We start from the raw sequence: 23994 nt of genomic DNA on the forward strand, positions 1-23994 counted from the left end.
AAAGCAATGCTCGGCATCATATTCGAGAATATCGCTATTGTTATGGAGCTGTAGATGCTCATACAGGCGACTCATTTTCATCATAGCAGGCGGGTGTAATAGCGACTGGATGAATGAGTTTCTAGGCCAGCTATCAGCCACTTACCCAGATGACGACATCATTTTAGTCATGGATAATGCCGTCTGGCATAAATCTCAGACATTGACTATTCCTGAGAATATAGAGTTTACCTTCATTCCACCTTATACACCTGAAATGAACCCCATTGAGCAAGTCTGGGCTGAGATTCGTAAACGCGGGTTTAAGAATAAGATATTTAGAACATTAAATGAGGTCATTGATAAACTTCAGGAAGTTATTCAAAGCTTGTCTACTTCTCAACTAAAATCAATTGTACACCGAGAATGGGCAGCCGTTATTTTTGATTTTAAATGAGTATAAAAGTCACATAATGAAATAGCAGCCAACGTCTGTATAGACGCTGACCGCGTAGTTAAAAAGATACGTGAAAAATGCTTTAGAACAGCATGAAATCCTTTTTAGTCATTCCTTTTTTTCTTGAACTTCGTTAGTGGATTGCTATCCCTTATATGGCTGATTTGTGTTGTCGGAAGTATTATTGTTTATCTCAGACGTGTTTTTTTGAATTTTATTTGTTACTGTAATCAGCTTTTACGTTTATAAGCGGTACTCCAAAAGGTGCTTTATGCGGTCTGGGCTTTCGTCTGGACCGTAATTTTTTGGGAAACGGTCTAGTGCTTGTATCTGAGCTATGTCGTGATCAGTTAGTTGAAAGTCAAAAATGTCAAAATTTTCAATCATTCGATCTAGATGTATGGATTTTGGGATAGTCAAGATGTCGCTTTGAATTTGCCAACGTAAAATGACTTGAGCGATGGACTTGCCATGTTTTTCGGCGATATGTTCAAGTGTGGCATCTTTGAAAATGCCATCGTTGCCCCTGTTGAAAGGGCTCCATGCTTGAGTTGCCACACCAAATTGAGCATTGGCTGCTTGAATGAGAGGATGCTGCTTGTAAGGATGAAGTTCAATCTGATTCAGGGCGGGGACAACCTCAGTTTGAAGGGCAAAATCTGTCAAATGTCCTGTAGAGAAGTTTGATACTCCAATCGCTCGAACATAACCTTCTTTGTAAAGTTCAGTCATTGCTCGCCAAGCCCCGTATAGATCACCAAAGGGCTGATGAATGAGGTAAAGATCCAAATAATCAGTTTTCAACTTATTTAGGCTTTCATGGAAGGCCTTTTTAGTTTCTTCATAACCCAACTGACTGATCCATGCTTTGCTAGTCAGGAAAACGTCCTCACGCGCCAGACCAGAGGTCTTGACAGCTTGACCAACGGCCTCTTCATTTTGGTAAAGTGCTGCGGTATCAATAAGGCGGTAGCCAACTTGCAAAGCCTGTTCAACGGCTTTCTGACACTCAACCAAATTGAACATTTGCCAGACACCAAAGCCAAGTCGGGGAATTTGAACCCCATTATTTAACGTTTTGAATTCCATAGGAATACCTCCATACCTCATTTTACCATAAAAGAGTTAAGTCCTAGTGTGTGAACCAAGGCTTTTTTTGATTTCTTGGATAAAAGCTGAGCTGATATCTGATATTTTTTTCTTTTTATTGGTCACGTAGCCAAGTGTGTGGCTAGGACTGTCTTTTAGCGGAATGAGAACTATCTGTTCTTTGATGAAACTATCAACGATGCCTAAACCAGAAGCGTAGGCGTCGCTAGCGCAAAGTAAATTCATGACAGTACCACGGTCATTACTATAAAGGATACGCTGACCTTGGTGAACTTCCAAAGGATCTTCATCAAAGTTGAGACCAGATTTTTCTTGACGAAACCGAACCTGCTGGTAACCTTCTAAGTCAGCTTCGGAGATTTCACTATTTTTAGCCAGAGGATGCTGGCGACGCAGAAAAATGCGAGTTGGAAAATCACCAAGAGATGTGAATTCCAAGTCGTGGTTAGTAAGAGAGCGTTCTAAAATATGTTTATTATCATCATTCAAGTAAATAATGCCTAAGTCCGCCTCAAAATTTGCCACGTTTTCAAGAATGCGTTTAGTCGTTGTCTCAATTAATTGAAATTCCTGATAGTCTTCTCCAAATTGCTCAGCCATTTTTGCCAAAGGAATCGAAAGAAAATCGTAGTGATGGGAGGCTACTGTAAAACTTTTCTTAAAAGTGCTGTGATAGCGCTGTTCAAGTAAATTCAACTCACCGATAATTCGTTTTGCATATTTGAGAAAATCATGCCCATCTTCAGTTAATCTAGTTCCCATATTGGAACGTGTAAAAAGTTGAACTCCGAGTTCATTTTCCAAATCTTTGATAGAACTGGATAAATTAGGTTGGGTGACGTAGAGCTCTTTAGCAGCCTGACTAAAAGACCCTGCTCTAGCAACCACCTCAACATAACGACACTGTTGTAAATTCATAAGAGACCCTCCCCAAAGATACTTGTAGCCATTATAACAGAAACGTTTCTGAAAAATCAGCAAAATCCTGATACAAAAAAACTAAGAGGTGATAACTTTTATTTATAACGGATGATAAGTTTTGTTAATTATAAATTTTTCTTATCACTAGACATAAAAAATAGAGATTATGCAAGGAGTGAAAGGGATGGTAAGATAGGAGCAAGTTAAAAAATGAAGGGGGATTGAAGATGAAAAAATATTTTAACTTACTAATTCTTACAGCACTCGGATTGTTGTTGACAACCAAGGTTGATGCGGACAGCAAAACCTTGACGGTAGCTTTGGAACAAAATACTCAACCGCTGAGTTATAATAACAAAAATGGGAAATTAGTGGGTTACGAGGTAGATGTCATTAAAAAAATCAACTCAGTAATCAAAGGTTATCATATCGAAATTGAGGCAGTATCTGCTGAGGCGGCTGAGGTTGGTATTGAAAGTGGAAAATATGATTTAGTTGGTGGCGGTCTTTTTAAAACGGCAGAGCGCGAAAAGAAATATCTTTTTCCAAGTGAGAATACAGGAGTTAGTACGATTGAAATTTACAAACGCAGTGATGACAAAGATATTCAAACCTTAGATGATCTTGTTGGTAAAAAATTAAGTCCAGTGACAGCTAACGGAGGAATTTATAACCTACTAACAACTTACAATAACAAGCATCAAGATAATCAGATTACTATTCCACTTGGAGAGAGTGGGGAACTTGCACAACGTTATCAAAATCTTGCAGATGGCAAATATGATGCAGTTGTAATGCCTTCAAATTTTGGAGCGGACAAAATTATTAAGCAATTAAATTTAGATGTCGTTACTGCTGATGAACCTGTTCAAGTAAACGCAACTTATTTTATTATTTCAAAGAAAGAGCAAAAGTTTAAAGAGGCTTTTGATAAAGCTGTCAACAAATTAAAGGCTCAAGGAACCTTGTCCAAATTGTCTAAAAAGTGGTTTGGAGAAGATATGTTCAAATATAAAATAACAGAAGAATAATCGTTAATGGAGGGAATATGAGTATTGATTATATGTTAGAAATCTTACCGAGTCTTTTATCAAAAATTCCCTTAGTTATCTCTGTTTTTCTTTTATCAGCATTGGTCTCTCAAGTTCTTGCGGTCATACTTGTCGTGATACGTGAGTGTAGGATACCTCTTTTATCGCAACTTATTTTTGTTTTTATTTCCTTTGCCAAAAGTGTTCCAGGTCTCATTCATATTTTCATTGTATATTATGGCTTACCTTTGCTGTTATTACGTTTTGGAATTGACATCAATCATTGGAGTAAATTTGCATTCTCAGTCATCGCTTTGAGCATTTATCAAGGTGTGACGGTTTCTGAAATTATAAGGCCGGCTTATGAAGCGATTCCTATAGAACAATTTGAAGCAGGTAAGAGCATTGGAATGACAACAGGGCAGATTATTAAAAGGATTATTGTGCCACAGATGTATCCAATCATGTTGCCAAGTTTAGGAAATGCTTCAATTGATCTATTTAAATACACCTCTTTATTATTTTTAATTGGGCTTGCAGATATTATGGGGCAAGCTGAAATATTTGTGGCTAATTCTTATGGTATTTACCAGCTGGAAGTTTATTTTATTGTTGCTCTCATTTACTGGTTTTTTTCTTGGGGGGTTGGGCAGTTGTTTAAATCTCTTGAACAATCTTCGAGACGTTTCTTAGCGAGTTGAGGTTGATTATGGCAGGGTATATTGACATATTTAGAAAGATAATTGTTGTTGTTCCCTACACACTTTTTCTAGCAATACTTATACTTATTATTGGTGTTTTAGGGGGAAGTGTTTTAGCAGTTGTAAAGAATAAAAAATTTGTATTTCTTAATACGATAATTGATCTTTACATTTCGTATATCCGAGGCGTTCCTATTGTTGTACATTTATTGATTGCACAGGCTATGCTACCCCAAATTGTTGAGGGGTTCTATAAACTGTCTGGAAAAGAAGTTTTAAATCCAGATATTCCCGCATTCGTAATTGTATTGGTCTGTTATAGTTCATATCAGATTGCAATTGAATCAGAAAACTTGAGGGGGATTTATCAATCTTTTGATAAAGCACAGTTAGAAGCCGGATTATCAATTGGTTTAACACTGGGGCAAGTTTTCAGGAGGATTGTGATACCGCAATTGATTCCAACAGCAATACCGATTTTGTTAAATTCATTTCTAAAGATTGTTAGGACATTGTCGGTTGCTTTTTTAGTTGGAGTCGTTGATATTATGGCGAGTGCTCGCTATGTGGCGGCTTTAACATCAAATTATGTATTATCATTTGTTGTGGCTGGATTGATCTATTGGTTTATTTGTTTGAGTATTGAAGGTTTACTAAGGTTATTTTCAATAGGATTAAAATTAAGCGAGTATAGGTGAAGATATGAGTAAAATCGAAAAAATTAAAAAAGTTTTAAATGGTGAATTAACAGAGGATATTCCATTTTCTTTTTGGACACATTTTCCAGATATTGATCGAATTCCAGAATTAATAGCTGAAGAAACCTATCAGTTCTATAAAAGATTTGACCTAGATTTTATTAAGACTATGAACAATGGTATGTATGCAACTGAGGACTATGGTTGTAAGATTGATTATTCTAAAATTGAAAGTGGAGGAGTTGCTGAAATCATCTCCACCCCAATTGAAAGTTACACTGATTGGAAAAAATTAAAGACGCTAAATCTCCAAGATGCTCCAGCTTTGCAGCGTGAATTAACTTATTTACGGCTGCTTTTAGAAAGAGTGCAGGGAGAGGTTCCTGTCGTAATAACGGTTTTTAGTCCGTTGACGATTGCTGATAAAATCAGTGGAGGAAAAATTTTGGAAAGCATTACAGAGGAAGAAAAAGGTGGTCAATTGTTCAAGTCTGCACTAGAGAAGATTTCAAAAATTACTGCAGAATTTGTAGCAGAAGCAATATCAATTGGTGCAGATGGTATCTATTTTGCCAGTCAAGTCAGTACCTTTGAGAGGCTATCTGCACAGCAATATCTTGAATACGGTCGCCCTTATGATTTGAAGGTTTTAGAAAAAGCTCAAAATGCTTGGTTTAATACTGTTCACTTACATGGAAATAAAATTATGTTTGATGTTGTCAAAGATTATCCTGTTCAGGCAATTAATTGGCATATAGGTGAAAGCTATCCAACTCCAAGAGAAGGGCAGATTTATTCTCAAAAAGTAATCATGGGTGGAATTAATAGATGGGATGTCACCGCGTCAAATTTCAATGAATTGCATCATCAGATTTATCGGACTATCTTTGGGACACAAGGGAAAGGGCTGATTCTAGCTCCTGCGTGTGTTATCCCTAAACCTTATGATGACGGTGTTATTGATTATCTGAAAAAAGTAAAGCAAGAAACTCAAATATTATTTAATGATAATTATCTTGAAAGCAGTTTACTTTAAACTGAAGTTAGTAGTGAGATATGAAATGAAGATGAAATTAATCATTTTTTTAGTTGCTTTTTTTCTAATTTGTATGGTTTTAGTCCTTATAAGTCAAGAGTCTATTTTTTCCGCCATTTTTCCTAATTGTCATGACAAAACTATATCAAGAGATGATTTAGAACGCATCAACTGTTTCAAAAGTTTCTTTTTATTAAGGTGAAGAAAGCTTTAGGGCAAAAATGTTAACTGCCGATAAAATAATTCAGAACAACATATCATTTTTCTTATTGTACCGGCCTTGTGCTGGTTTTTTTATTGATAAATTGCAAGAATAGATGCAACTTTTATTGAAACCATTAATATCTCAAAGGCTATCTGATAACCTAAATATTTTCGTGAACGAGAGTCTAGTTTCACCATAACAAATACTTATAGCCGGCAATAACATTTACTGATTATAAATTTTTCTTATGGCTAAACATAAAAAATAAAGATTATGCAAGGAGTGAAAGGGGTGGTAAGATGGGAGCAAGTTAAAAAATGAAAGGAAGTATTACGATGACAACAAAAAGGGAATTAGTTTTAAAAGCCTTTCGAGGTGAAGAGGTTGATCGAGTGCCTGTTGGTTTTTGGTACCATTTTGCGGAAGAAGATGAATTGTTGAGAGGATTTAATAATCCAGAAATTTTCGCTAAAAATGTTGCAGGTCATAAGAAATTTGTTGATGATGTTAAACCTGATTTTGTCAAAATCATGAGTGATGGTTTTTTTGCTTATCCAAATCCATTGATCAAAGAAGGTATTAGTTCTATTAAAGATTTGGCAGGCATCCAGTCAATCGGTGAAGATCACCCTTGGTTTGACCAACAAGTTGAGCTGGTCAAGCAAGTTCGTGCTAATTTTAGAGAAGATATCGTTTCAGTTTATAATATTTTTGCTCCATTGACACATTTAAAATGGCAAATCTCAAATAAAGTTGCTTATGGAGACGAACGTGTTGCAGAATTTCTACGAGAAGATCCAGAGACTTTAAAACACGTTTTGGATGTCATTGCTTATGATATTGCGCAACTTGTAAAGAAAGTCATTACAGAAGCAGGTGCAGACGGTATTTATTATAGTGCCCAAAATATCCAAGCCAGAGGGATTGAACGTCAAGATTATATTGATTATGTTTCAGAGAGCGATTTAATCGTCTTGGAAGCAGCCAATAGAGTTCAGGGGCAAACCATTCTTCACATTTGTGGCTACAAAGGGGCAAGTAACGATGTTACTGTCTTTAAAAATTACCCTGTACAAGTTGTCAATTGGGCCGTCGAACCTGAGGGGATTTCACTAAAAGAAGGTCAAAAGTTATTTGGTGGAAAGACTGTTTTAGGTGGATTTGAAAATACTGAACATAGTTTACTTTATACTGGAAGTAAAGAAGAAGTTCAAGCAGAAGCGAAGCGTTTAATTACCGACAATGGCAAACGAGGGATTATCATTGGCGCAGATTGTACTATTCCAAGCGATATCAGTTCAGAGCGTATTGAATGGGTACGTGAAGCAGTAGCTCAAGCATAGGAAGCAGGGGGAAATATTATGAGTAAGAAAAAATGGATTATTGCTAGTGGAGTACTCGTCGCGGTTGTTGCAGCAACTGTCATTGGACGACAACTAACAGGTAAGTCAGACAGTGATACTAATTCAGCATCAGGCAGTTCCGATAAGGTCATTACGCTAAAGGTTGCACACACACAAAGTTATGCTCCTTATGATTTTGTCAATGAAAAAGGTGAAAGTGATGGCTTTGAAGTTGCTGTTTTGAAAGCTATTGATAAAAAATTAGATAAGTACCAATTTGAATATACTGGAACCAGCGATGAAGACTTGTTGATTGGACTTGAATCGGGTAAGTATGACATTGGAACAAAAGGAGCATGGTACACTGCTGAGCGTGCAGAAAAATTTATCATTCCTAAAAATGCTATTGGGGCAAGCATCATTGGCTTTACCATTCGTAAAGATGATGCAAGCAAATTTAAAGATATTGCTTCTTTTGCAGCAGCTGGCGGGAAATTAGTGCCTATTTCTCCCCAAAATGCTCAATACAATGTTATTCAAGAGTATAATAAGAAAGCCTCAAACCCAATCGCTCTAACTGAAGCGGAAAGTTTCAATGTGGCAGATGCTTATGCTTGGGTATTGGAGGGACGTTACGATGCCTACTTTGATATCAAATTATCTTTTGAAAATGCAGTAACCAAGGAGGATGGCGCCTATCATCAATACGCTGAAAAGTTGACTTGGTTCCCTTATAAAGGAATCGAAACTTATCCACTTATTCATAAAAATGCTACCAACGAGGATTTTGCGAAAGCCTATGACAAAGCAATCCAAGAACTTCAAGACGATGGAACAATTTCTAAACTTTCTAAGAAGTATTTTGGAGAAGATGTTTTCTCATATGTAACGGATTAAATGTAAAGAGCTGAAGGGAAGACTCTGAATCCTGAGGAGTTCTTTCCTTTTTGATTAATACTTTGGAGGTGTTCATGGTTTCTTATGACCTATCTTATGTTTTTAAATTTCTTCCAGATATTCTATCTGCTCTACCATTAACGCTGTGGATACTATTGCTAACGACTGGTCTAGGAAGTCTACTTGGAGCTCTCTTGGCTTGGGGACAGCTTTATGGTGATGAGGTGTTAGCATCCTTATCAAGGGGATATGTCTTTGTTTTGAGATGTACACCTCCGATTGTACTTCTTTTTATGATTTTTTATGGATTGCCAGAATTTTTAGAATGGTGGCTTGGTTTAGATGTTAATGGTTGGTCACGGACGATTTTTGTAGTAACAGCTATGACATTATTATTTGCAGCCAGCATTTCAGAGGTTTTCAAATCCGCCTATGAAGCTGTCCCAGTAGGTCAGATGGAAGCAGGATTAAGTATTGGATTAACAGAACTACAAACTTTTTGGAGAATACTTTTCCCTCAAGCTTTTCGCATAGCCTTGCCTAATATTAGTAACGCCATTTTGAATTTGTTGAAAGATACGGCCTTGGCTTATACTATTGGGTTAGCCGATGTGATGGGTGCTGGAAATCTTTTAATTGGACGAAATCTTGGAAACTATTCTTTAGAAACTTATACAGCTGTTGCTGTTATTTATTGGGGGCTTGCTTTGTTACTGTCAGTTGGAAGTCAGCTTCTTGAAAAGTCTTTAGATGCAGGAAAACGGTAGGAGGAACTTATGAATTTTAATTTTATTATTTCTACTCTCATTAAGGCTTTATCAGGTGTTCCAGTAACATTGGGTATAATGATTGTTGCTATTTTGCTAAGTTTCTTTCCGGCACTTTTTCTAGCTTTGGGACGGTTGTACAAGGTAAAGGGGGTTACAGGATTTTCAATAATTTATTTAGCTTTTATCCGATCAACACCACCTATTTTATTGATTTTATTTTTTTATAGCCTTTTTCCGAGTGTTTTAAATAGCTTATTAAAAGGGACTGGTATCAATGTTTTCGAGATCAATCCAATCTTTTATGCCTTTATCATTTTTAGTTTGATGACAACAGGAAGTCTCTCTGAGATTATTCGTTCTGCTATTTTAACCGTAGACAAGGGACAATTGGAAGCGGCGCAGGCTATCGGATTAAGCAATACGCAGGCCTATCTTAGGATTATTTTTCCACAGGCATTGCGCTCAGCTCTCCCCAATCTTTGTAACTTGGTAATCAATCTGGTTAAGGGAACATCTTTGGTTTTTGTGATGACAGTTAAAGATATTACGGCAATCGCTAAAGTGGAGGCTGCCTACGGTTATCAGTATTTTGAGTCTTACTTTGTTATCTTTATCATCTATATTTTAATTTGTGGTATTATCCAGTATATATTTAGAAGTCTTGAAAAGCGTGTAAAATTTGCATAGGAGTTAATATGTTAGAAGTAAAAAATATTGAAAAATCGTTTGGCGATAAAAAAGTTTTGGATGGTGTTAGTTTGAAGGTCAATCAGGGAGATGTTGTGGTTATCCTTGGTCCCTCTGGCTCAGGTAAGACAACATTTTTACGTTCTCTCAATTATTTGGAAAAAGCAGATTTGGGACAACTGATATTGGATGAAAAGTCTTATGACTTGTCTAAAATCAGCCGTAAGGATGTTCTGGAAATTCGTCAGAAAACAGCTTTTGTTTTCCAGAATTATAATCTTTTTGCCAATAAAACAGCCCTAGAAAATATTTTGGAAGGACTTGTTATTGCGAGAAAAATTCCAAAGGCAGAGGCCTTGGTGATTGCAGAAAAAGCCTTAGAAAAAGTGGGTTTATCTGATAAAAGAGATGCTTATCCAAGTCAACTTTCTGGAGGTCAGCAGCAAAGGATTGGAATTGCCCGTGCTATCGCAGTTAAGCCAGATGTTATCCTTTTTGACGAGCCGACCTCTGCTCTTGATCCAGAATTGATTGGAGATGTGTTATCTGTCATGAAAGAATTAGCACGAGAGGGCGTGACCATGGTGGTTGTCACACACGAGATGAGCTTTGCGCGTGATGTAGCAAATCATGTTATCTTTATGGAAGGTGGACATATCATTGAAGAAGGCGAGCCAAAAACCTTTTTTACGCGCCCAAAAGAAGAAAGAACAAAACAGTTTTTGACACGAATCATACCAGAATTAAGTATGGATCCGATTATTTGATAATGACTCTTGAATGTCTCATTCCACCGGTGCCGATAAAGTAACAGTTGTCTATTTATTAGTTATTGAAATTTGCAGATTTCTCAGTTTAACACATCATCACAGCCCATTTGGGGCTGTTTTTGGGGTTAATCTTGCTATAATTGTTCTCTATGTTTGAGAGTTAGAGAGGTTACAGAGGTGACTTTAAGTCAATTGGCTAGAACATCAGCTGTTTCTAATAAAATGAGGACTATTCTAGAGGATTATCAAAGTGTTTTGGTTGACCAGTTTTATCCAAGACACCCCAAATTTGGATTTGAAAAATTGAGTCACTGACTCAAGATGGTTTGCTAGTGATCTTATGTGTGGGGAAGATGGTAACATTTGATTATTAATATTGTTTGGTGAGGGATATTTTCTTCGTGCAATGAAGTGATTTTTCATATGAAAGTCGCTTTTTTTACGTGTTGATGGTAGAATAGTATGAGGACTAAAAGTAATTAAGAGATAAGATATGACAAAGAAAATCGGCGTTGGTAAGGCGCACAGTAAAATTATTCTGATGGGAGAACATTCGGTAGTGTATGGCTATCCAGCTATTGCAATTCCCTTGAAAACAATTGAGGTGGAGTGTTACATTTACCCATCAGATCATAGCATTATTTTTGATTTTGACGACACCCTGTCCACTGCTATTTATGCCGCTTTGGACTATTTGGGCAAGACTCAAGTTGCTATTTCCTATGATATCAGGTCAGAAGTTCCTCAAAAACGTGGCATGGGCTCTTCTGCAGCAGTTTCGATTGCTGCTATTCGAGCGGTATTTGATTATTTTCAGCAAAGTGTTTCTGATGAGTTGCTAGAAGTATTAGTTAACCAAGCAGAAATCATTGCCCATACTAATCCGAGTGGTTTGGATGCCAAAACGTGTTTGAGTGACGAAGCAATCAAGTTCATTCGTAACGTCGGGTTTGAAGCAATTGATTTGAATTTGAATGCGTATTTGGTGATTGCAGATACAGGAGTTCATGGCAATACAAGAGAGGCAGTGGATAAAGTAGCTGCATCAGAAATCGACAATCTTCCATTCCTCTCCCAATTGGGGCTGTTGACCGAACAAGCGGAACAGCAGATTATCGCTAAAGATTGTCAGGGACTTGGACAGTCAATGACAGCTGCGCATGCATTTTTGCAAAAAATTGGTGTCAGCCTTGAAAAATCTGATCACTTAGTAACCAGTGCCCTTGAAGAAGGAGCCTTAGGTGCCAAGATGAGTGGTGGTGGACTAGGGGGCTGCATGATTGCTCTGGCAGAAACGGAAAATCAAGCTCACAAAATCACTGATAGACTAAGAAAGGAAGGAGCAGTTAACACGTGGATTCAAAAACTGTAAGCGTTAAATCTTATGCAAACATTGCAATTATCAAATATTGGGGTAAGGCTGATCCTATTAAAATGATTCCTGCGACTAGCAGCATTTCTTTGACCTTAGAAAATATGTTTACCACAACCACAGTTAGTTTTTTACCTGAAACTGCAAAGCATGATGAATTTTACATCAATGGTGTCTTGCAAGACGCCAAAGAGCATGCTAAAGTCTCAGCTATTGTGGATGATTATCGTTCAAACAAGTTTCACTATGTCAAAATAGAAACAACGAATACCATGCCAACAGCTGCAGGGCTGTCTTCTAGCTCTAGTGGTCTGTCAGCCCTTGTCAAAGCTTGTAATCTACTTTTTGAAACAGGATTGAGTCAGTCGGAACTGGCACAAAAAGCCAAATTTGCTTCTGGTTCTTCGTCGCGCTCTTTTTTTGGACCCGTTGCAGCTTGGGACAAAGACAGCGGGGAAGTGTACAAGGTTGAAACGAAGTTGAAGCTTGCTATGCTCATGTTGGTCTTGAATGATCGTAAAAAACCAATTTCTAGTCGTGATGGAATGAAGCTCTGTACCGAAACCTCGACAAATTTTAAAGAGTGGATTGCTCAATCTGAAAGAGATTATAGCGCTATGTTGGCTTATCTCAAAGAAAATGATTTTGAAAAGGTTGGTCAATTGACCGAGAGTAACGCTCTTGCCATGCACGCAACTACTAAGGCGGCACAGCCAGGGTTCTCATACTTGACCGATGACTCTTACAAAGCGATGGCGTTTGTAAGAGAACTTCGACAAAAAGGAGAACTTTGCTATTTCACTATGGATGCAGGTCCAAATGTTAAAGTTCTTTGTCGAGAAGAAGACTTGGAGCGTCTGAGCCAGCTTTTTGAACAAGAAGGTTACCGCGTTATCGCCTCACGAACAAAGGAATTACCCGATGACTATTAAAGTGCAGACTAGTGGGAAGCTGTATATTGCTGGGGAATATGCTGTGCTAACACCAGGGCAGACGGCCTTGCTCAAGAATATTCCTATTCAGATGACAGCAGAAATAGTAACGGCAGGCACCATTTCACTATCCTCTGACATGTTTGATTATGTGGCAGACATGACGCCAGACCATAATTATGCCCTCATTCAAGAGACGGTGACTAGCTTGGCGGCTTATTTAGGAGTGACCATAGCAGAGCTGCGACCTTTTTCCCTCACCATCACTGGGAAAATGGAAAGAGATGGGAAAAAGTTTGGCATTGGCTCCAGCGGTAGCGTAACTGTGCTGACCTTGAAAGCCTTATCAGCTTTTTATGCCCTTGATTTGTCAGCTGACACTTTGTTTAAATTAGCCTCCTACACCCTTATCAAGCGTGGAGATAATGGTTCTATGGGAGATATTGCCTGCATTGCCTATGATGACTTTGTGGCCTTTACGTCCTTTGACAGACAGCAGGTGCGTGACTGGATTGTTAACGAAGAGATACAGACGGTGTTGGCAAAAGATTGGGGTTATCAGATTGAAGTAGTGAAACCAGCGATTGCCTGTGACTTTTTGGTAGGATGGACCAAGCAGCCTTCTATCTCAAAAGACATGATTGACCGTGTAAAGTCCTCCATCACTGCGGATTTTTTGAAAAACACACAAGCTAGTGTGCTGTCCTTAAAATTGGCGTTAGAAGCGGGAGATAAAATATCCATTAAGAAACATATTGAACGAATTTCTGATTTGTTGCTTAAGCTAAATCCTGCTATTTACAATCAAACCTTGCTAAACCTCAAGTTAGCTAGCCAAGGTCTGGATATCGTTGCTAAGTCTTCTGGCTCTGGCGGTGGAGACTGCGGTATAGCCCTATCCTTTGATGGTAAGGATAGTCAAAAGCTGATTGAGGCGTGGGAACATGCAGGAATTGAACTATTACATAAGGAGACATTATGAGTACATTAATTTTAGTTCAGCCATCGGAAGCCTATCTGTCAGAAATTGCAGTCTATAAAGCAGCATTTGAGAAGTCGGGCGAGCATATGCATGGAAATGCAGGGCTTATCAATTTTGATAGTCTAAAAGATTGGTTGAGGCATGTTGAGAAGTTTCGTAAAGGAATTGATATTCCTGAAAATCGTTTGCCTTCAAGTGCTTTTCTCTGTATCCGTGAGTCGGATAATAAAATGGTAGGCATCTGTAATATTAGGCACAATCTGACTTTACCACATGTTTTCAATACCATGGGTCACATTGGCTACTCTATTCACCCTCATGAGCGTCGAAAGGGGTATGCTAAAGAGCAACTGCGTTTAGCTTTGATAGAAGCTGGTAAACTAGGCATTGACAGGGTTCTTCTGACTTGCGATGAGACAAATATCGGTTCTGAAAAGACAATTTTAGCTAACGGTGGTATTTACGAAAATACCTATCATAACTCTGAGGATGGCAGCCGAACGAAACGCTTTTGGATTGAGGTACCTAAATGACCAACCGAAAAGATGACCACATCAAGTACGCGCTCAAATACCAAGCGCCATATAATAGTTTTGATGATATAGAGCTTATCCAGCACTCTTTACCAGATTACGACTTGGCAGAGATTGATTTGACGACCCATTTCGCTGGTCGAGATTTTGACTTTCCTTTTTACATTAACGCTATGACAGGCGGATCGGAAAAAGGCGGTGCGGTCAATCAAAAGCTAGCCCAGCTTGCTCAAGCAACGGGGCTCGTCATGGTGACGGGGTCTTACAGTGCCGCACTAAAAAAACAGGAAAATACGACATACCCTCATCGCAAAGATTACCCAAACTTGCAATTGGCGACCAATATCGGAATTGATAAGCCAATTCAGGCTGGTCTGAGAACGGTAGAGGAGATGTCTCCTATCTTTTTACAGCTTCATATCAATCTGATGCAGGAACTCCTGATGCCTGAAGGTGAACGGGAATTCCGAAGTTGGAAAAAAAACCTTGCAGATTATGCGAATCAAATTTCTATCCCAGTCATTTTAAAAGAGGTTGGGTTTGGTATGGATGTCAAAACTATTGAGCAAGCAGCCAATTTGGGGATAAAAACTTTTGATATCTCGGGACGCGGAGGGACTAGTTTTGCCTATATCGAAAATCAACGTGGCTGTAATCGCTCTTATCTTAACGACTGGGGACAGACCACGGTACAAGTGCTTCTCAATGCCCAACCTCTGATGGATAAGGTAGAGATTTTAGCTTCTGGAGGTGTCCGTCATCCCCTGGATATGATTAAGGCGTTAGTTTTAGGAGCCAAGGCTGTCGGTATATCGCGCACAGCCTTGGAACTGGTTGAACACTACCCACTCGAAAAAGCCATTGAGATTGTCAATAGCTGGAAGGATGACTTACGCCTTATCATGTGTGCCCTTAATTGTAGGCGTATTGAAGATTTGAAAAAGGTTGATTACATCTTATATGGTCGCCTTAAAGACAGTCATAGTTTTCAAAAAACAATTATTGACGCATTGCGATGATTTTAAGGATCCAATGAGGTGTTACAACCTATTACCTAAAAATCAAAGATAGTAGAAATCAATTGGTGCATGGTTATACTCAATGAAAATCAAAAGTAGCCTAGGAAACGAAGCCGACGATAGAACTTGAGTTCATCAAGGCAAGTTGACAACGGATAATTTTGATTTTCGAAGAGTATTAATAAGAATGACGGTTACTTTATCACCAGCCCCTCCTCAAATTGTTGAAGATAGTCTGATTTTGGTGGTGTAAAAAATAAATGAAAAAGCTCAGAAAACAGGTAGTTTCTGGGCTTTTTTTCTGAACATCATTTTTCGAATTCTGCCTTGCTTTTTACATCTCCATATTCTTCAGGGACTTCCTTGGCTAAAATATCTTGATAGGCAGGTAAATCAAGATTTTTACCGTACTTATTGCGCAGTGCTGTAGTCACCAAACGGTAGGCTAGGTTAGCATTGCGAGAGAGGATAGGTCCGTGGAAGTAGGAACCAAAAACATTTTTATAGTGAACGCCTTCAGTGCCATCTTCTTTGTTATTACCATTGCCATAAAGACACTTACCAAGTGGTTTTTCATCTTCAGACAAGAAAGTGCGACCTTGATGATTTTCAAATCCATAGTAGGTCTCATCAAACTCCTCGTTGTGAATTTTGATGTCACCGATAAAACGATTATTTTCTTGATTTAACGTGTAGTGTCCCATGACACCAATGCCTTCAATACGTTCACCATTTGCCTGAACATAGTATTGTCCCAATAATTGGAAGCCTCCACAGATAGCAAGTAGCACTCCATCATTTTGGATATAGCGATCAATGGCAGAACGCTTGGAAGGGAGATCTTGGGCTACGATAGACTGCTCATAATCTTGACCGCCACCGAAGAAAACTAGCTGATAGTCGTTAGGGTCAAAGGTATCGCCAATAGACACAATATCAAAAATCATACGAGCCCCCAATTTTTCACCTACATATTTCATCATCAGTACGTTGCCATTATCACCATACGTGTTCATTAGGTTACCATAGAGATGGGCCACTTTTAGTTCGTAGGTGTAAGTTTTTGTGTCGGGAGATTTGAGTGAAGTGTAAGTCATTAGATCATCTCCTTTCCAACAGCGTGACGGCTAGCTAGAATCTCACGAAATTCGAGCATAGCGGTGTAGGTCGCTAAAATATAGGCGTGCTCACAATCTTGTTTTTCAATTAATTCCATAATATCGGTCAAGAGCGGAGCCTCGGTAATTTTTGTTTCTTCATAACCAGTCACGCGTAGTCTGCGAGCGATTTCAGAATATCGGACACCACCAGCAAAAATCTGCGGGATATTCATCTCTAAAATGCTTTCAAAATTAGCGTCCCAGATCCAGCTTGTATCAATGCCATCAGCGTAATTAGCATTAAGCAAGACAGACAAGGTAAAAGGATATGGAGCTAGGCGTATCATATCTAAGGCTTGACTAGCACCAACAGGATTTTTAATCAAAACGAGGGTGCAGGATTTATTGCCAATCTGGAAGGTCTCTTGACGACCAAAGACAGCACGACTTTTATCAAAACCAGCCTTGATTTGTTCGGGAGTAACTCCGAAAAATTCAGCAACAGACACGGCTGCTAGAGCATTGTAGATATTGTATAGGCCCCCAACGTTAATCTTATACGCTTGACCATCAATGATAAACTCGGAAGAAGTGTTGGAAATCTTGGTCAGCTCTGTCAGTTTGTAGTCCAAATCGGGACGATGGAAGCCACAATCTTCACAGATATAATCACCAAGGTTGGCGTAGGTATTAAGTTGGTACTTGAGGATGTTTTGACAGTTTGGACACAAGATTCCTTCAGTATTGTAGTGTGCTAAGTGTGGTTTCTGTTTTTCGGTATCAAACCCGTAATATTTGATGGGGTTGACAACTTCCTTAGAGTGGAAAAGCGGACTGTCACCGTTTGCGAGGATAGTAGCTTGAGGTGCATTAGCAGCACCATCCAAGATCATCTGGTAAGTGGTATAAATCTCACCGTAACGATCCATTTGATCACGAAAAATATTGGTGAAAACAAAGAGACTTGGCGTAATGTACTTAGTGATTTTAGGTAAAGAAGCTTCATCAATTTCCAAAACGGCAATTTTCTTGCCGGATTTGGCTTTTTTAGCTGTCAAAAAGGTTGATACAATTCCGGTAATCATATTGGCACCACTTGGATTCGTCACCACTTCGCCAAAGGTTTCCTTGAGAATACCAACCGTTAAAGCGGTAGTCAAGGTTTTACCGTTTGTTCCAGTCACTACGACGATTTCATAATCTTTAGCAATGGTATCTAAGATATCTTTATCAAACTTGAGTGCAAGGCTACCTGGGTAGGTGGAACCACGTCCTAATCGCCTTAAAATAAAATGTGCAGACTTGCCTGCAGCGAGTCCCAAAAATGTCTTAACTTTCATGATGCTATTGTATCATAAAAACTTCTTTTCTTGATACAGAAAATATTTTTCAAACGTGATATAATAGTTATAGTTTGTATTTGAAAGAGATGAAACAGTATGCGAAATTTAATGGCAATTGATGCTAATTTTTGGGCAAGTTTGGTTGAAAATCCTTGGATGATTGTTGTGCACATTCTGGATATTTTGATTGTTGCCTATTTGATTTATAGATTAATAAAGGCTCTCGCGGGGACTAAGATTATGTCCCTTATTCAGGGAGTTATCCTTTTTATTCTTCTACGATTTGTGGCAGAGTTGATTGGTTTTACTACAATAACTTACCTCATGAATCAGGTTATCACCTATGGGGTTATTGCTGGTGTCGTTATTTTTGCACCAGAAATTCGAACTGGTTTAGAAAAATTTGGACGAACAACTCAAGTTTTTCTCCAAACACAGCACATGAGTGATGAGGAAAAATTAGTTCAAGCTTTGGTCAATTCAGTGGCTTATATGAGTCCAAGAAAGATTGGTGCCCTTATTGCCATTGAGCAGACTCAAACGTTACAGGAATACATTTCAACGGGAATAAAATTAGATGCAGATGTATCTAGCCAATTGCTAATCAATATTTTCATTCCTAATACCCCATTGCATGATGGAGCAGTCATCATTCAGGGAAATAAAATTGCAACAGCCTGCTCATACTTGCCCTTGTCGGAGTCCAAAGCGATTTCAAAAGAATTTGGAACGAGACACCGTGCAGCTATAGGGCTGTCGGAAAATTCAGATGCCTTGACCATTGTTGTTTCTGAGGAGACAGGTGCTATTTCGATTACTTACAAAGGTGAGTTTATCCATGATTTGTCTAAAGAGAATCTTAAGGTATTTTTGAGTAGACATTTTGCTTCAGAAAAAGTAAGCAAGACCGCTTGGTATCATAGATTTTTAGGGAGGAGAGAAAAATGAAAACACTATTGCAGAAGATATTAAATAGTCGATTTTCACTGGCTGTAGTTTCTATATTTTTCTCTATCATTCTTTTTTTGACAGCGGCTGCTAATAATTATAGTCGTGTAGGGACACAAATTTCAGGAGCAACCGAGACATATACCCATACGTTAACAGACGTGCCAATTGATATCAAATATGATAGTGATAAATATTATGTTAGTGGTTATTCGTATGAAGCACAGGTTTATTTGACCTCCACTAATCGTGTTAAATTAGATTCTGAGATTAATAGCGATACAAGGAGTTTCAAAGTTGTTGCTGATTTATCAAAAGCAGAAATTGGAACAGGGACAGTTACAGCAAAATTAAAAGTTACTAATCTTCCCTCAGGCCTTACAGCTACAGTATCGCCTAAGACTATTTCTATCACAATTGGCAAGAAGAAAACTGAGACGTTTTCTGTAGAAGGTAAGGTGGATGCAAGCCAGTTAGCAGATGGTTATGAACTAAAAAGTGTTTCAACAAATCTCTCCGAAGTCGAAGTAACTAGTGATGAAGCAACAATAGATCAGATTGATCATGTTGTTGCTAGTTTGCCAGATGATACCGTTCTTGATTCTGATTATAGTGATAAAGTCACTCTACAGGCTGTCTCAACAGATGGTACGATTTTACCGAGTGTTATTAAACCAGCTAAAGCCGAGTTAAAAGTTGAAGTTAAAAAAATAACCAAGACAGTTCCCGTATCGCTAAAAGTTGTTGGTGATATGTCGGAAAGTTTATCAAATATTGATTACAAATTAAGTAATCAGACTGTAACAATTTCTGGTAGTCAGGAAGCTGTGGCAGCTGTAAATGAGGTTGTTGCAGAAGTTGATATTACAAATGTTACCAAAAATACCTCAAAAACAGTATCTTTAAGCGCTGATAACGTAACGATTGAACCAAATGTGGTCACTGTTCAGTTGACAGTTAAAAAGAAATAGTAGATAATAACGAAGAATGACAAAGGGAGGAAGCGAGTTTATCGCGAAAAAATAATGGGAAAATATTTTGGAACGGACGGTGTCCGTGGAGAAGCAAATGTTGAGTTAACACCTGAATTAGCCTTTAAACTTGGACGCTTTGGCGGATATGTTCTTAGCCAACACGAGGCTAGCCGTCCGCGCGTTTTTGTGGCTCGAGATACACGTATTTCGGGTGAAATGTTAGAGTCAGCCTTAGTTGCAGGCCTTCTGTCCGTCGGGATTGAAGTTTACAAACTTGGTGTTCTGGCTACCCCTGGTGTCTCTTATCTTGTCCGTACAGAAAATGCTAGCGCAGGTGTTATGATTTCAGCTAGTCATAATCCTGCTCTCGATAATGGCATTAAATTTTTCGGTGGAGATGGTTTCAAATTAGCTGATGACCAAGAGTTGGAAATCGAGGCTCTACTTGATGCTAATGAAGATACTTTGCCACGCCCATCAGCTCAAGGGCTTGGGACTGTTGTAGATTACCCAGAAGGTCTTCGCAAATATGAAAAATTCTTAGCATCAACTGGACTTGATCTTGAGGGAATGAAAGTTGCTCTTGATACAGCCAACGGTGCTGCCTCAACGACAGCTCGCGATGTATTCTTAGACTTAGGTGCTGATATTACCGTTATTGGTGAACAACCAGATGGTCTGAATATCAATGATGGTATTGGCTCAACTCATCCTGAAAAATTACAAGAAACGGTCAAAGAGGTTGGCGCCAATATTGGTCTTGCCTTTGATGGTGACAGCGATCGATTGATTGCTGTTGATGAAAATGGTGAAATTGTTGACGGTGACAAGGTTATGTATATTATCGGTAAACACTTAGCTAGTAAGGGGCTTTTGGCTAAAAATACCATTGTAACGACAGTTATGTCCAACCTTGGTTTCCACAAAGCTCTTGACCGTGAGGGGATTAACAAGACTATTACAGCCGTTGGTGATCGCTATGTCGTTGAAGAAATGCGTAAATCGGGCTATAATCTTGGTGGTGAGCAATCAGGTCATGTAATCATCATGGACTACAACACTACTGGTGACGGTCAGCTGACAGCTATCCAATTGACCAGGGTCATGAAAGAAACTGGTAAGCCACTTTCAGAACTTGCTGCCGAAGTTACCATTTATCCACAAAAGTTGGTCAATATCCGTGTTGAAAATAGCATGAAAACAAAAGCTATGGAAGTCCCAGCTATCGCAAGTGTTATTGAAAAAATGGAAGCAGAAATGGCAGGCAACGGTCGTATTCTAGTACGTCCAAGTGGAACAGAGCCATTACTTCGTGTTATGGCAGAAGCGCCAACACATGAAGAAGTTGATTACTATGTAGATACTATTGCAGATGTAGTCCGCTCAGAAATTGGTCTTGACTAATATGAATTTCCTCCTAGGTTAGTCCTAGGGGGATTTTTTGCACAAAATATGATAAAATAGCGGAAAGGATAGACTTGAGGTGATAAAATTGAAACTTACTTGTGATTTTGAAAACCACGTTATTCCGGATGTTTATAGTAAAAAGTCTAGTATTCAAGTTCAGGGAAATGCTGTGATTTCCTTTCCGTTTGCGGTGGAAGATCTTCCAAAAGGAACACAGACACTGGCTTGGACTTTTGTTGATTATGATTCTATACCTGTTTGCGGCTTTGCTTATATTCATTGGGTAGTGGCTAACGTACCGGCCGACAAAACTCGGATAGAAGAGGATTTTTCAAGACAGGACAAAAATCATCTAAAGGGTAAGAATAGTTTGGTCAGTAAGTTTTTAGATACTGATTATTCAGCTATTGATGATAGTTATATGGGGCCTTATCCACCCGACAAAGATCATATTTACACATTGACGGTTTATGCTTTGGATACGGCATTAACCTTATCAGAAGGTTTTTACATGAATGACTTGCTTCATGCTATGGAAGGACATCTGCTGGACAAGACCAGTTTAGAGCTTATTGGTAAATGTTAAGCGGTTTTGATCATTTGAATGAACAAGAATGAGGAGGAGATATGCAGCATTCAAGTTGGCATGAGTTGATTAAAAAAGAGTTGCCTGAGGGCTATTTTTCGCAAATCAATCATTTTATGGACAATGCTTATAGTCAAGGAACAGTTTATCCACCACGCGATAAGGTTTTTAATGCTATTCAGACAACGCCTTTAGAAGATGTCAAAGTTGTTATCATTGGTCAGGATCCTTATCATGGTCCTAAGCAGGCACAAGGGCTGTCTTTTTCAGTACCAGATGATTTGCCTGCTCCACCCTCCCTCCAAAACATCCTCAAAGAACTTTTGGATGACATTGGTCTTCGCAAACACCATGATTTGACGCCTTGGGCACAGCAGGGGGTACTTCTGCTCAACGCTTGTCTGACTGTTCCAGCAGGACAGGCCAATGGTCACGTAGGATTGATTTGGGAACCATTTACGGATGCCATTATTCGGGTGGTTAATGCGCAAGCGCATCCTGTTGTTTTTATCCTTTGGGGTGGCTACGCGCGTAAGAAAAAAACTCTTATTACTAATCCCATCCATCATGTCATTGAATCGGCTCACCCGAGTCCCCTGTCAGCCTACCGCGGTTTCTTTGGCAGTCGTCCCTTCTCAAGGGCTAATGCATTTCTTGAAGAGGATAATCTTGAACCCATTGATTGGTTACAATAGTTAGTTTGCTTGGATTCAAAAATAGAAATAAGGAGAAGAAGATGCTTTTAATTAAAAATGGTCGTGTCGTTGATCCAAAATCTGGCTTTGACCAGACTGCAGATGTTCTGGTAGATGGCAAGAAGGTTGTAAAAATAGCAGAGCAGATTGAGGCAGATGGTGCAGATATCATTGATGCAACAGGATTGGTTGTTGCCCCTGGTCTGGTTGATATTCATGTGCATTTCCGTGAACCGGGTCAGACACACAAAGAAGACATCCATACAGGAGCACTAGCTGCTGCAGCTGGTGGTGTGACGACGGTTGTCATGATGGCTAATACCAATCCAACCATTTCAGATGTCGAAACGCTGGAAGAGGTCTTAACCAGCGCAGCCAAGGAAAATATTCACATCTATACTAATGCAACGGTAACGAGAAACTTTGATGGTCAGCATCTAACAGACTTCAAGGCGCTTTTGGCAGCTGGGGCTGTTTCTTTTTCTGATGATGGTATTCCCCTTCAAAGTTCTAAGGTGGTTAAGGAAGCTTTGGACTTGGCGAAAGAAAATCATACCTTTATCGCCTTGCATGAAGAAGATCCAGAGCTCAATGGCATTCTTGGTTTTAACGAAGGGATTGCCCGTGATAAATTCCATTTTTGTGGGGCGACTGGTGTGGCCGAATACAGTATGATTGCGCGTGATGTTATGATTGCTTATGACCGTCAGGCTCACTTGCATATCCAGCATTTGTCCAAGGCAGAGTCTGTTAAAGTTGTTGCCTTTACTCAGCAGCTGGGGGCTAATATTACAGCAGAAGCAGCACCGCAGCATTTTTCAAAAACAGAAGACTTACTACTCATCAAAGGCAGTAATGCCAAGATGAATCCGCCTTTGCGGACTGAAAAGGATCGCTTGGCTGTCATTGAAGGTCTAAAATCGGGTGTCATTTCGGTCATTGCGACTGACCACGCCCCTCATCACGCCGATGAGAAAAATGTGGAGGACATCACCAAAGCACCATCTGGTATGACAGGACTTGAAACATCCTTATCGCTTGGCTTGACCAACTTGGTGGCGACTGGGGAACTATCGCTCTTGGACTTTTTGGCTAAAATGACTATAAATCCTTCATCACTTTATGACTTTGATGCAGGTTACTTAGCTGAAAATGGCCCAGCAGACATTGTGATTTTTGCTGATAAGGAAGAACGTATCGTATCAGAACATTTCGCCTCTAAGGCCTCTAATTCACCATTTATCGGTGAAACACTGCAAGGTGTGGTTAAATACACCATCTGCGAGGGTCAAATAGTGTATAAAAATTGTTAGTCTAGCCATTCTCAGAATACAATATACGGTTAGATCTTATCAGTTACAATGGAATATACAGCAATTATCAAAAATTTATCATCAACTTTATCGTGATTACTGTTCTGATTTACTGAAACATCATCACAACATCAGTTTATCTAAAATTTCGGACGAATCTGAATAGGTTACACTTTTAGCTGTTA

Annotated in this window: 25 protein-coding genes and 1 pseudogene; 22 read left to right on the plus strand and 4 right to left on the minus strand. The window is 39.0% G+C overall.

The annotated features are described in order from the left end of the window. Positions 1–37 precede the first annotated feature (37 nt). Complete coding sequence (locus A3I7_RS12830) at positions 38–436, plus strand: IS630 family transposase (protein WP_342663992.1); 399 nt, start codon at positions 38–40, stop codon at positions 434–436. Between the two features lie 243 nt (positions 437–679). Here the strand turns inward: A3I7_RS12830 and A3I7_RS0110175 are convergent, their stop codons facing one another. After that, on the minus strand, positions 680–1525 hold the full coding sequence (locus A3I7_RS0110175; RefSeq protein WP_018376662.1) for an aldo/keto reductase: 846 nt from the start codon (positions 1523–1525) through the stop codon (positions 680–682). A 36-nt stretch (positions 1526–1561) separates the two neighbouring features. Continuing rightward, positions 1562–2464 (minus strand): LysR family transcriptional regulator, encoded by a 903-nt coding sequence (locus A3I7_RS0110180; protein ID WP_018376663.1) that lies wholly within the window; start codon positions 2462–2464, stop codon positions 1562–1564. Between the two features lie 230 nt (positions 2465–2694). Here A3I7_RS0110180 and A3I7_RS0110185 point away from each other — a divergent pair, with 230 nt between their 5' ends. From A3I7_RS0110185 to fni, 14 genes are all read left to right on the plus strand, one after another. Continuing rightward, positions 2695–3498: a transporter substrate-binding domain-containing protein gene (locus tag A3I7_RS0110185; protein WP_018376664.1), complete on the plus strand. Its 804-nt coding sequence runs from the start codon at positions 2695–2697 to the stop codon at positions 3496–3498. A gap of 17 nt (positions 3499–3515) precedes the next feature. Next, positions 3516–4199 (plus strand): amino acid ABC transporter permease, encoded by a 684-nt coding sequence (locus A3I7_RS12835; RefSeq protein WP_018376665.1) that lies wholly within the window; start codon positions 3516–3518, stop codon positions 4197–4199. A gap of 8 nt (positions 4200–4207) precedes the next feature. Next, positions 4208–4897, plus strand: a complete 690-nt coding sequence (locus A3I7_RS0110195; protein WP_018376666.1) for an ABC transporter permease subunit — start codon at positions 4208–4210, stop codon at positions 4895–4897. Positions 4898–4901: 4 nt separating this feature from the next. Further along, positions 4902–5933, plus strand: coding sequence for a uroporphyrinogen decarboxylase family protein (locus A3I7_RS0110200; protein ID WP_018376667.1), 1032 nt, complete (start codon positions 4902–4904; stop codon positions 5931–5933). 540 nt (positions 5934–6473) lie between these two features. Next, the gene (locus A3I7_RS0110205) at positions 6474–7481 is read left to right on the plus strand and encodes a uroporphyrinogen decarboxylase family protein (RefSeq protein ID WP_018376668.1); all 1008 of its coding nucleotides are present in this window, start codon (positions 6474–6476) and stop codon (positions 7479–7481) included. An 18-nt stretch (positions 7482–7499) separates the two neighbouring features. Beyond that, on the plus strand, positions 7500–8378 hold the full coding sequence (locus tag A3I7_RS0110210; RefSeq protein WP_018376669.1) for a transporter substrate-binding domain-containing protein: 879 nt from the start codon (positions 7500–7502) through the stop codon (positions 8376–8378). 74 nt (positions 8379–8452) lie between these two features. Further along, positions 8453–9145, plus strand: coding sequence for an amino acid ABC transporter permease (locus tag A3I7_RS0110215; RefSeq protein ID WP_018376670.1), 693 nt, complete (start codon positions 8453–8455; stop codon positions 9143–9145). A gap of 9 nt (positions 9146–9154) precedes the next feature. After that, on the plus strand, positions 9155–9835 hold the full coding sequence (locus A3I7_RS0110220; RefSeq protein ID WP_018376671.1) for an amino acid ABC transporter permease: 681 nt from the start codon (positions 9155–9157) through the stop codon (positions 9833–9835). 8 nt (positions 9836–9843) lie between these two features. Continuing rightward, entirely contained in the window at positions 9844–10602 is a 759-nt protein-coding gene (locus A3I7_RS0110225) for an amino acid ABC transporter ATP-binding protein (RefSeq protein WP_018376672.1), read from the plus strand. Positions 10603–11098: 496 nt separating this feature from the next. Next, positions 11099–11977 (plus strand): mevalonate kinase, encoded by an 879-nt coding sequence (gene mvk / locus A3I7_RS0110230; RefSeq protein ID WP_018376673.1) that lies wholly within the window; start codon positions 11099–11101, stop codon positions 11975–11977. Next, on the plus strand, positions 11959–12909 hold the full coding sequence (gene mvaD / locus A3I7_RS0110235; RefSeq protein WP_018376674.1) for a diphosphomevalonate decarboxylase: 951 nt from the start codon (positions 11959–11961) through the stop codon (positions 12907–12909). The genes mvk and mvaD overlap by 19 nt, the downstream gene beginning before the upstream one ends. After that, positions 12899–13891: a phosphomevalonate kinase gene (locus A3I7_RS0110240; protein ID WP_018376675.1), complete on the plus strand. Its 993-nt coding sequence runs from the start codon at positions 12899–12901 to the stop codon at positions 13889–13891. The genes mvaD and A3I7_RS0110240 overlap by 11 nt, the downstream gene beginning before the upstream one ends. Beyond that, positions 13888–14424: a GNAT family N-acetyltransferase gene (locus tag A3I7_RS0110245; RefSeq protein ID WP_018376676.1), complete on the plus strand. Its 537-nt coding sequence runs from the start codon at positions 13888–13890 to the stop codon at positions 14422–14424. The genes A3I7_RS0110240 and A3I7_RS0110245 overlap by 4 nt, the downstream gene beginning before the upstream one ends. Further along, on the plus strand, positions 14421–15443 hold the full coding sequence (fni, locus tag A3I7_RS0110250) for a type 2 isopentenyl-diphosphate Delta-isomerase (protein ID WP_018376677.1): 1023 nt from the start codon (positions 14421–14423) through the stop codon (positions 15441–15443). Before A3I7_RS0110245 ends, fni begins: the two co-directional genes overlap by 4 nt. A 308-nt stretch (positions 15444–15751) precedes the next feature. Here fni and gatD read toward each other — a convergent pair whose 3' ends face one another. After that, entirely contained in the window at positions 15752–16540 is a 789-nt protein-coding gene (gene gatD, locus A3I7_RS0110255; RefSeq protein WP_018376678.1) for a lipid II isoglutaminyl synthase subunit GatD, read from the minus strand. Further along, positions 16540–17883, minus strand: coding sequence for a lipid II isoglutaminyl synthase subunit MurT (murT, locus tag A3I7_RS0110260; RefSeq protein ID WP_018376679.1), 1344 nt, complete (start codon positions 17881–17883; stop codon positions 16540–16542). Before murT ends, gatD begins: the two co-directional genes overlap by 1 nt. Before the next feature lie 99 nt (positions 17884–17982). Between murT and cdaA the strand changes: the two genes are divergently transcribed. The 7 genes and pseudogenes from cdaA to A3I7_RS14635 all read left to right on the plus strand — a co-directional run. Further along, positions 17983–18834, plus strand: a complete 852-nt coding sequence (gene cdaA, locus A3I7_RS0110265) for a diadenylate cyclase CdaA (RefSeq protein WP_018376680.1) — start codon at positions 17983–17985, stop codon at positions 18832–18834. Positions 18835–18842: 8 nt separating this feature from the next. Beyond that, the gene (locus A3I7_RS0110270) at positions 18843–19805 is read left to right on the plus strand and encodes a CdaR family protein (RefSeq protein WP_026217226.1); all 963 of its coding nucleotides are present in this window, start codon (positions 18843–18845) and stop codon (positions 19803–19805) included. Between the two features lie 54 nt (positions 19806–19859). Then, positions 19860–21212, plus strand: coding sequence for a phosphoglucosamine mutase (glmM, locus tag A3I7_RS0110275; protein ID WP_018376682.1), 1353 nt, complete (start codon positions 19860–19862; stop codon positions 21210–21212). Between the two features lie 88 nt (positions 21213–21300). Then, positions 21301–21801 carry a YbhB/YbcL family Raf kinase inhibitor-like protein gene (locus A3I7_RS0110280; RefSeq protein WP_018376683.1) on the plus strand — a complete coding sequence of 167 codons (501 nt, stop codon included), beginning with the start codon at positions 21301–21303 and terminating at the stop codon, positions 21799–21801. Between the two features lie 41 nt (positions 21802–21842). Next, the gene (locus A3I7_RS0110285) at positions 21843–22496 is read left to right on the plus strand and encodes a uracil-DNA glycosylase (protein WP_018376684.1); all 654 of its coding nucleotides are present in this window, start codon (positions 21843–21845) and stop codon (positions 22494–22496) included. Between the two features lie 41 nt (positions 22497–22537). Then, positions 22538–23809: a dihydroorotase gene (locus A3I7_RS0110290; RefSeq protein ID WP_018376685.1), complete on the plus strand. Its 1272-nt coding sequence runs from the start codon at positions 22538–22540 to the stop codon at positions 23807–23809. Between the two features lie 7 nt (positions 23810–23816). After that, positions 23817–23969, plus strand: a pseudogene (locus tag A3I7_RS14635) (IS982 family transposase); the annotation flags it as partial. Between the last annotated feature and the right edge of the window lie 25 nt (positions 23970–23994).

It is taken from the genome of Streptococcus orisratti DSM 15617 (genome assembly GCF_000380105.1).
In the GTDB taxonomy this organism is placed as follows: Bacteria; Bacillota; Bacilli; order Lactobacillales; family Streptococcaceae; genus Streptococcus; species Streptococcus orisratti.

Coding starts and splice junctions, on each gene's coding strand:
- A3I7_RS0110180 (WP_018376663.1), bottom strand. CDS start 2,464: ATGAATTTACAACAGTGTCGTTATGTTGAGGTGGTTGCTAGAGCAGGG.
- A3I7_RS0110210 (WP_018376669.1), top strand. CDS start 7,500: ATGAGTAAGAAAAAATGGATTATTGCTAGTGGAGTACTCGTCGCGGTT.
- A3I7_RS0110245 (WP_018376676.1), top strand. CDS start 13,888: ATGAGTACATTAATTTTAGTTCAGCCATCGGAAGCCTATCTGTCAGAA.
- A3I7_RS0110195 (WP_018376666.1), top strand. CDS start 4,208: ATGGCAGGGTATATTGACATATTTAGAAAGATAATTGTTGTTGTTCCC.
- A3I7_RS0110225 (WP_018376672.1), top strand. CDS start 9,844: ATGTTAGAAGTAAAAAATATTGAAAAATCGTTTGGCGATAAAAAAGTT.
- A3I7_RS0110285 (WP_018376684.1), top strand. CDS start 21,843: ATGCAGCATTCAAGTTGGCATGAGTTGATTAAAAAAGAGTTGCCTGAG.
- fni (WP_018376677.1), top strand. CDS start 14,421: ATGACCAACCGAAAAGATGACCACATCAAGTACGCGCTCAAATACCAA.
- cdaA (WP_018376680.1), top strand. CDS start 17,983: ATGCGAAATTTAATGGCAATTGATGCTAATTTTTGGGCAAGTTTGGTT.
- A3I7_RS0110215 (WP_018376670.1), top strand. CDS start 8,453: ATGGTTTCTTATGACCTATCTTATGTTTTTAAATTTCTTCCAGATATT.
- A3I7_RS0110220 (WP_018376671.1), top strand. CDS start 9,155: ATGAATTTTAATTTTATTATTTCTACTCTCATTAAGGCTTTATCAGGT.
- gatD (WP_018376678.1), bottom strand. CDS start 16,540: ATGACTTACACTTCACTCAAATCTCCCGACACAAAAACTTACACCTAC.
- glmM (WP_018376682.1), top strand. CDS start 19,860: ATGGGAAAATATTTTGGAACGGACGGTGTCCGTGGAGAAGCAAATGTT.
- A3I7_RS0110290 (WP_018376685.1), top strand. CDS start 22,538: ATGCTTTTAATTAAAAATGGTCGTGTCGTTGATCCAAAATCTGGCTTT.
- mvk (WP_018376673.1), top strand. CDS start 11,099: ATGACAAAGAAAATCGGCGTTGGTAAGGCGCACAGTAAAATTATTCTG.
- A3I7_RS0110240 (WP_018376675.1), top strand. CDS start 12,899: ATGACTATTAAAGTGCAGACTAGTGGGAAGCTGTATATTGCTGGGGAA.
- A3I7_RS0110205 (WP_018376668.1), top strand. CDS start 6,474: ATGACAACAAAAAGGGAATTAGTTTTAAAAGCCTTTCGAGGTGAAGAG.
- A3I7_RS0110175 (WP_018376662.1), bottom strand. CDS start 1,525: ATGGAATTCAAAACGTTAAATAATGGGGTTCAAATTCCCCGACTTGGC.
- A3I7_RS0110185 (WP_018376664.1), top strand. CDS start 2,695: ATGAAAAAATATTTTAACTTACTAATTCTTACAGCACTCGGATTGTTG.
- murT (WP_018376679.1), bottom strand. CDS start 17,883: ATGAAAGTTAAGACATTTTTGGGACTCGCTGCAGGCAAGTCTGCACAT.
- A3I7_RS12835 (WP_018376665.1), top strand. CDS start 3,516: ATGAGTATTGATTATATGTTAGAAATCTTACCGAGTCTTTTATCAAAA.
- A3I7_RS0110200 (WP_018376667.1), top strand. CDS start 4,902: ATGAGTAAAATCGAAAAAATTAAAAAAGTTTTAAATGGTGAATTAACA.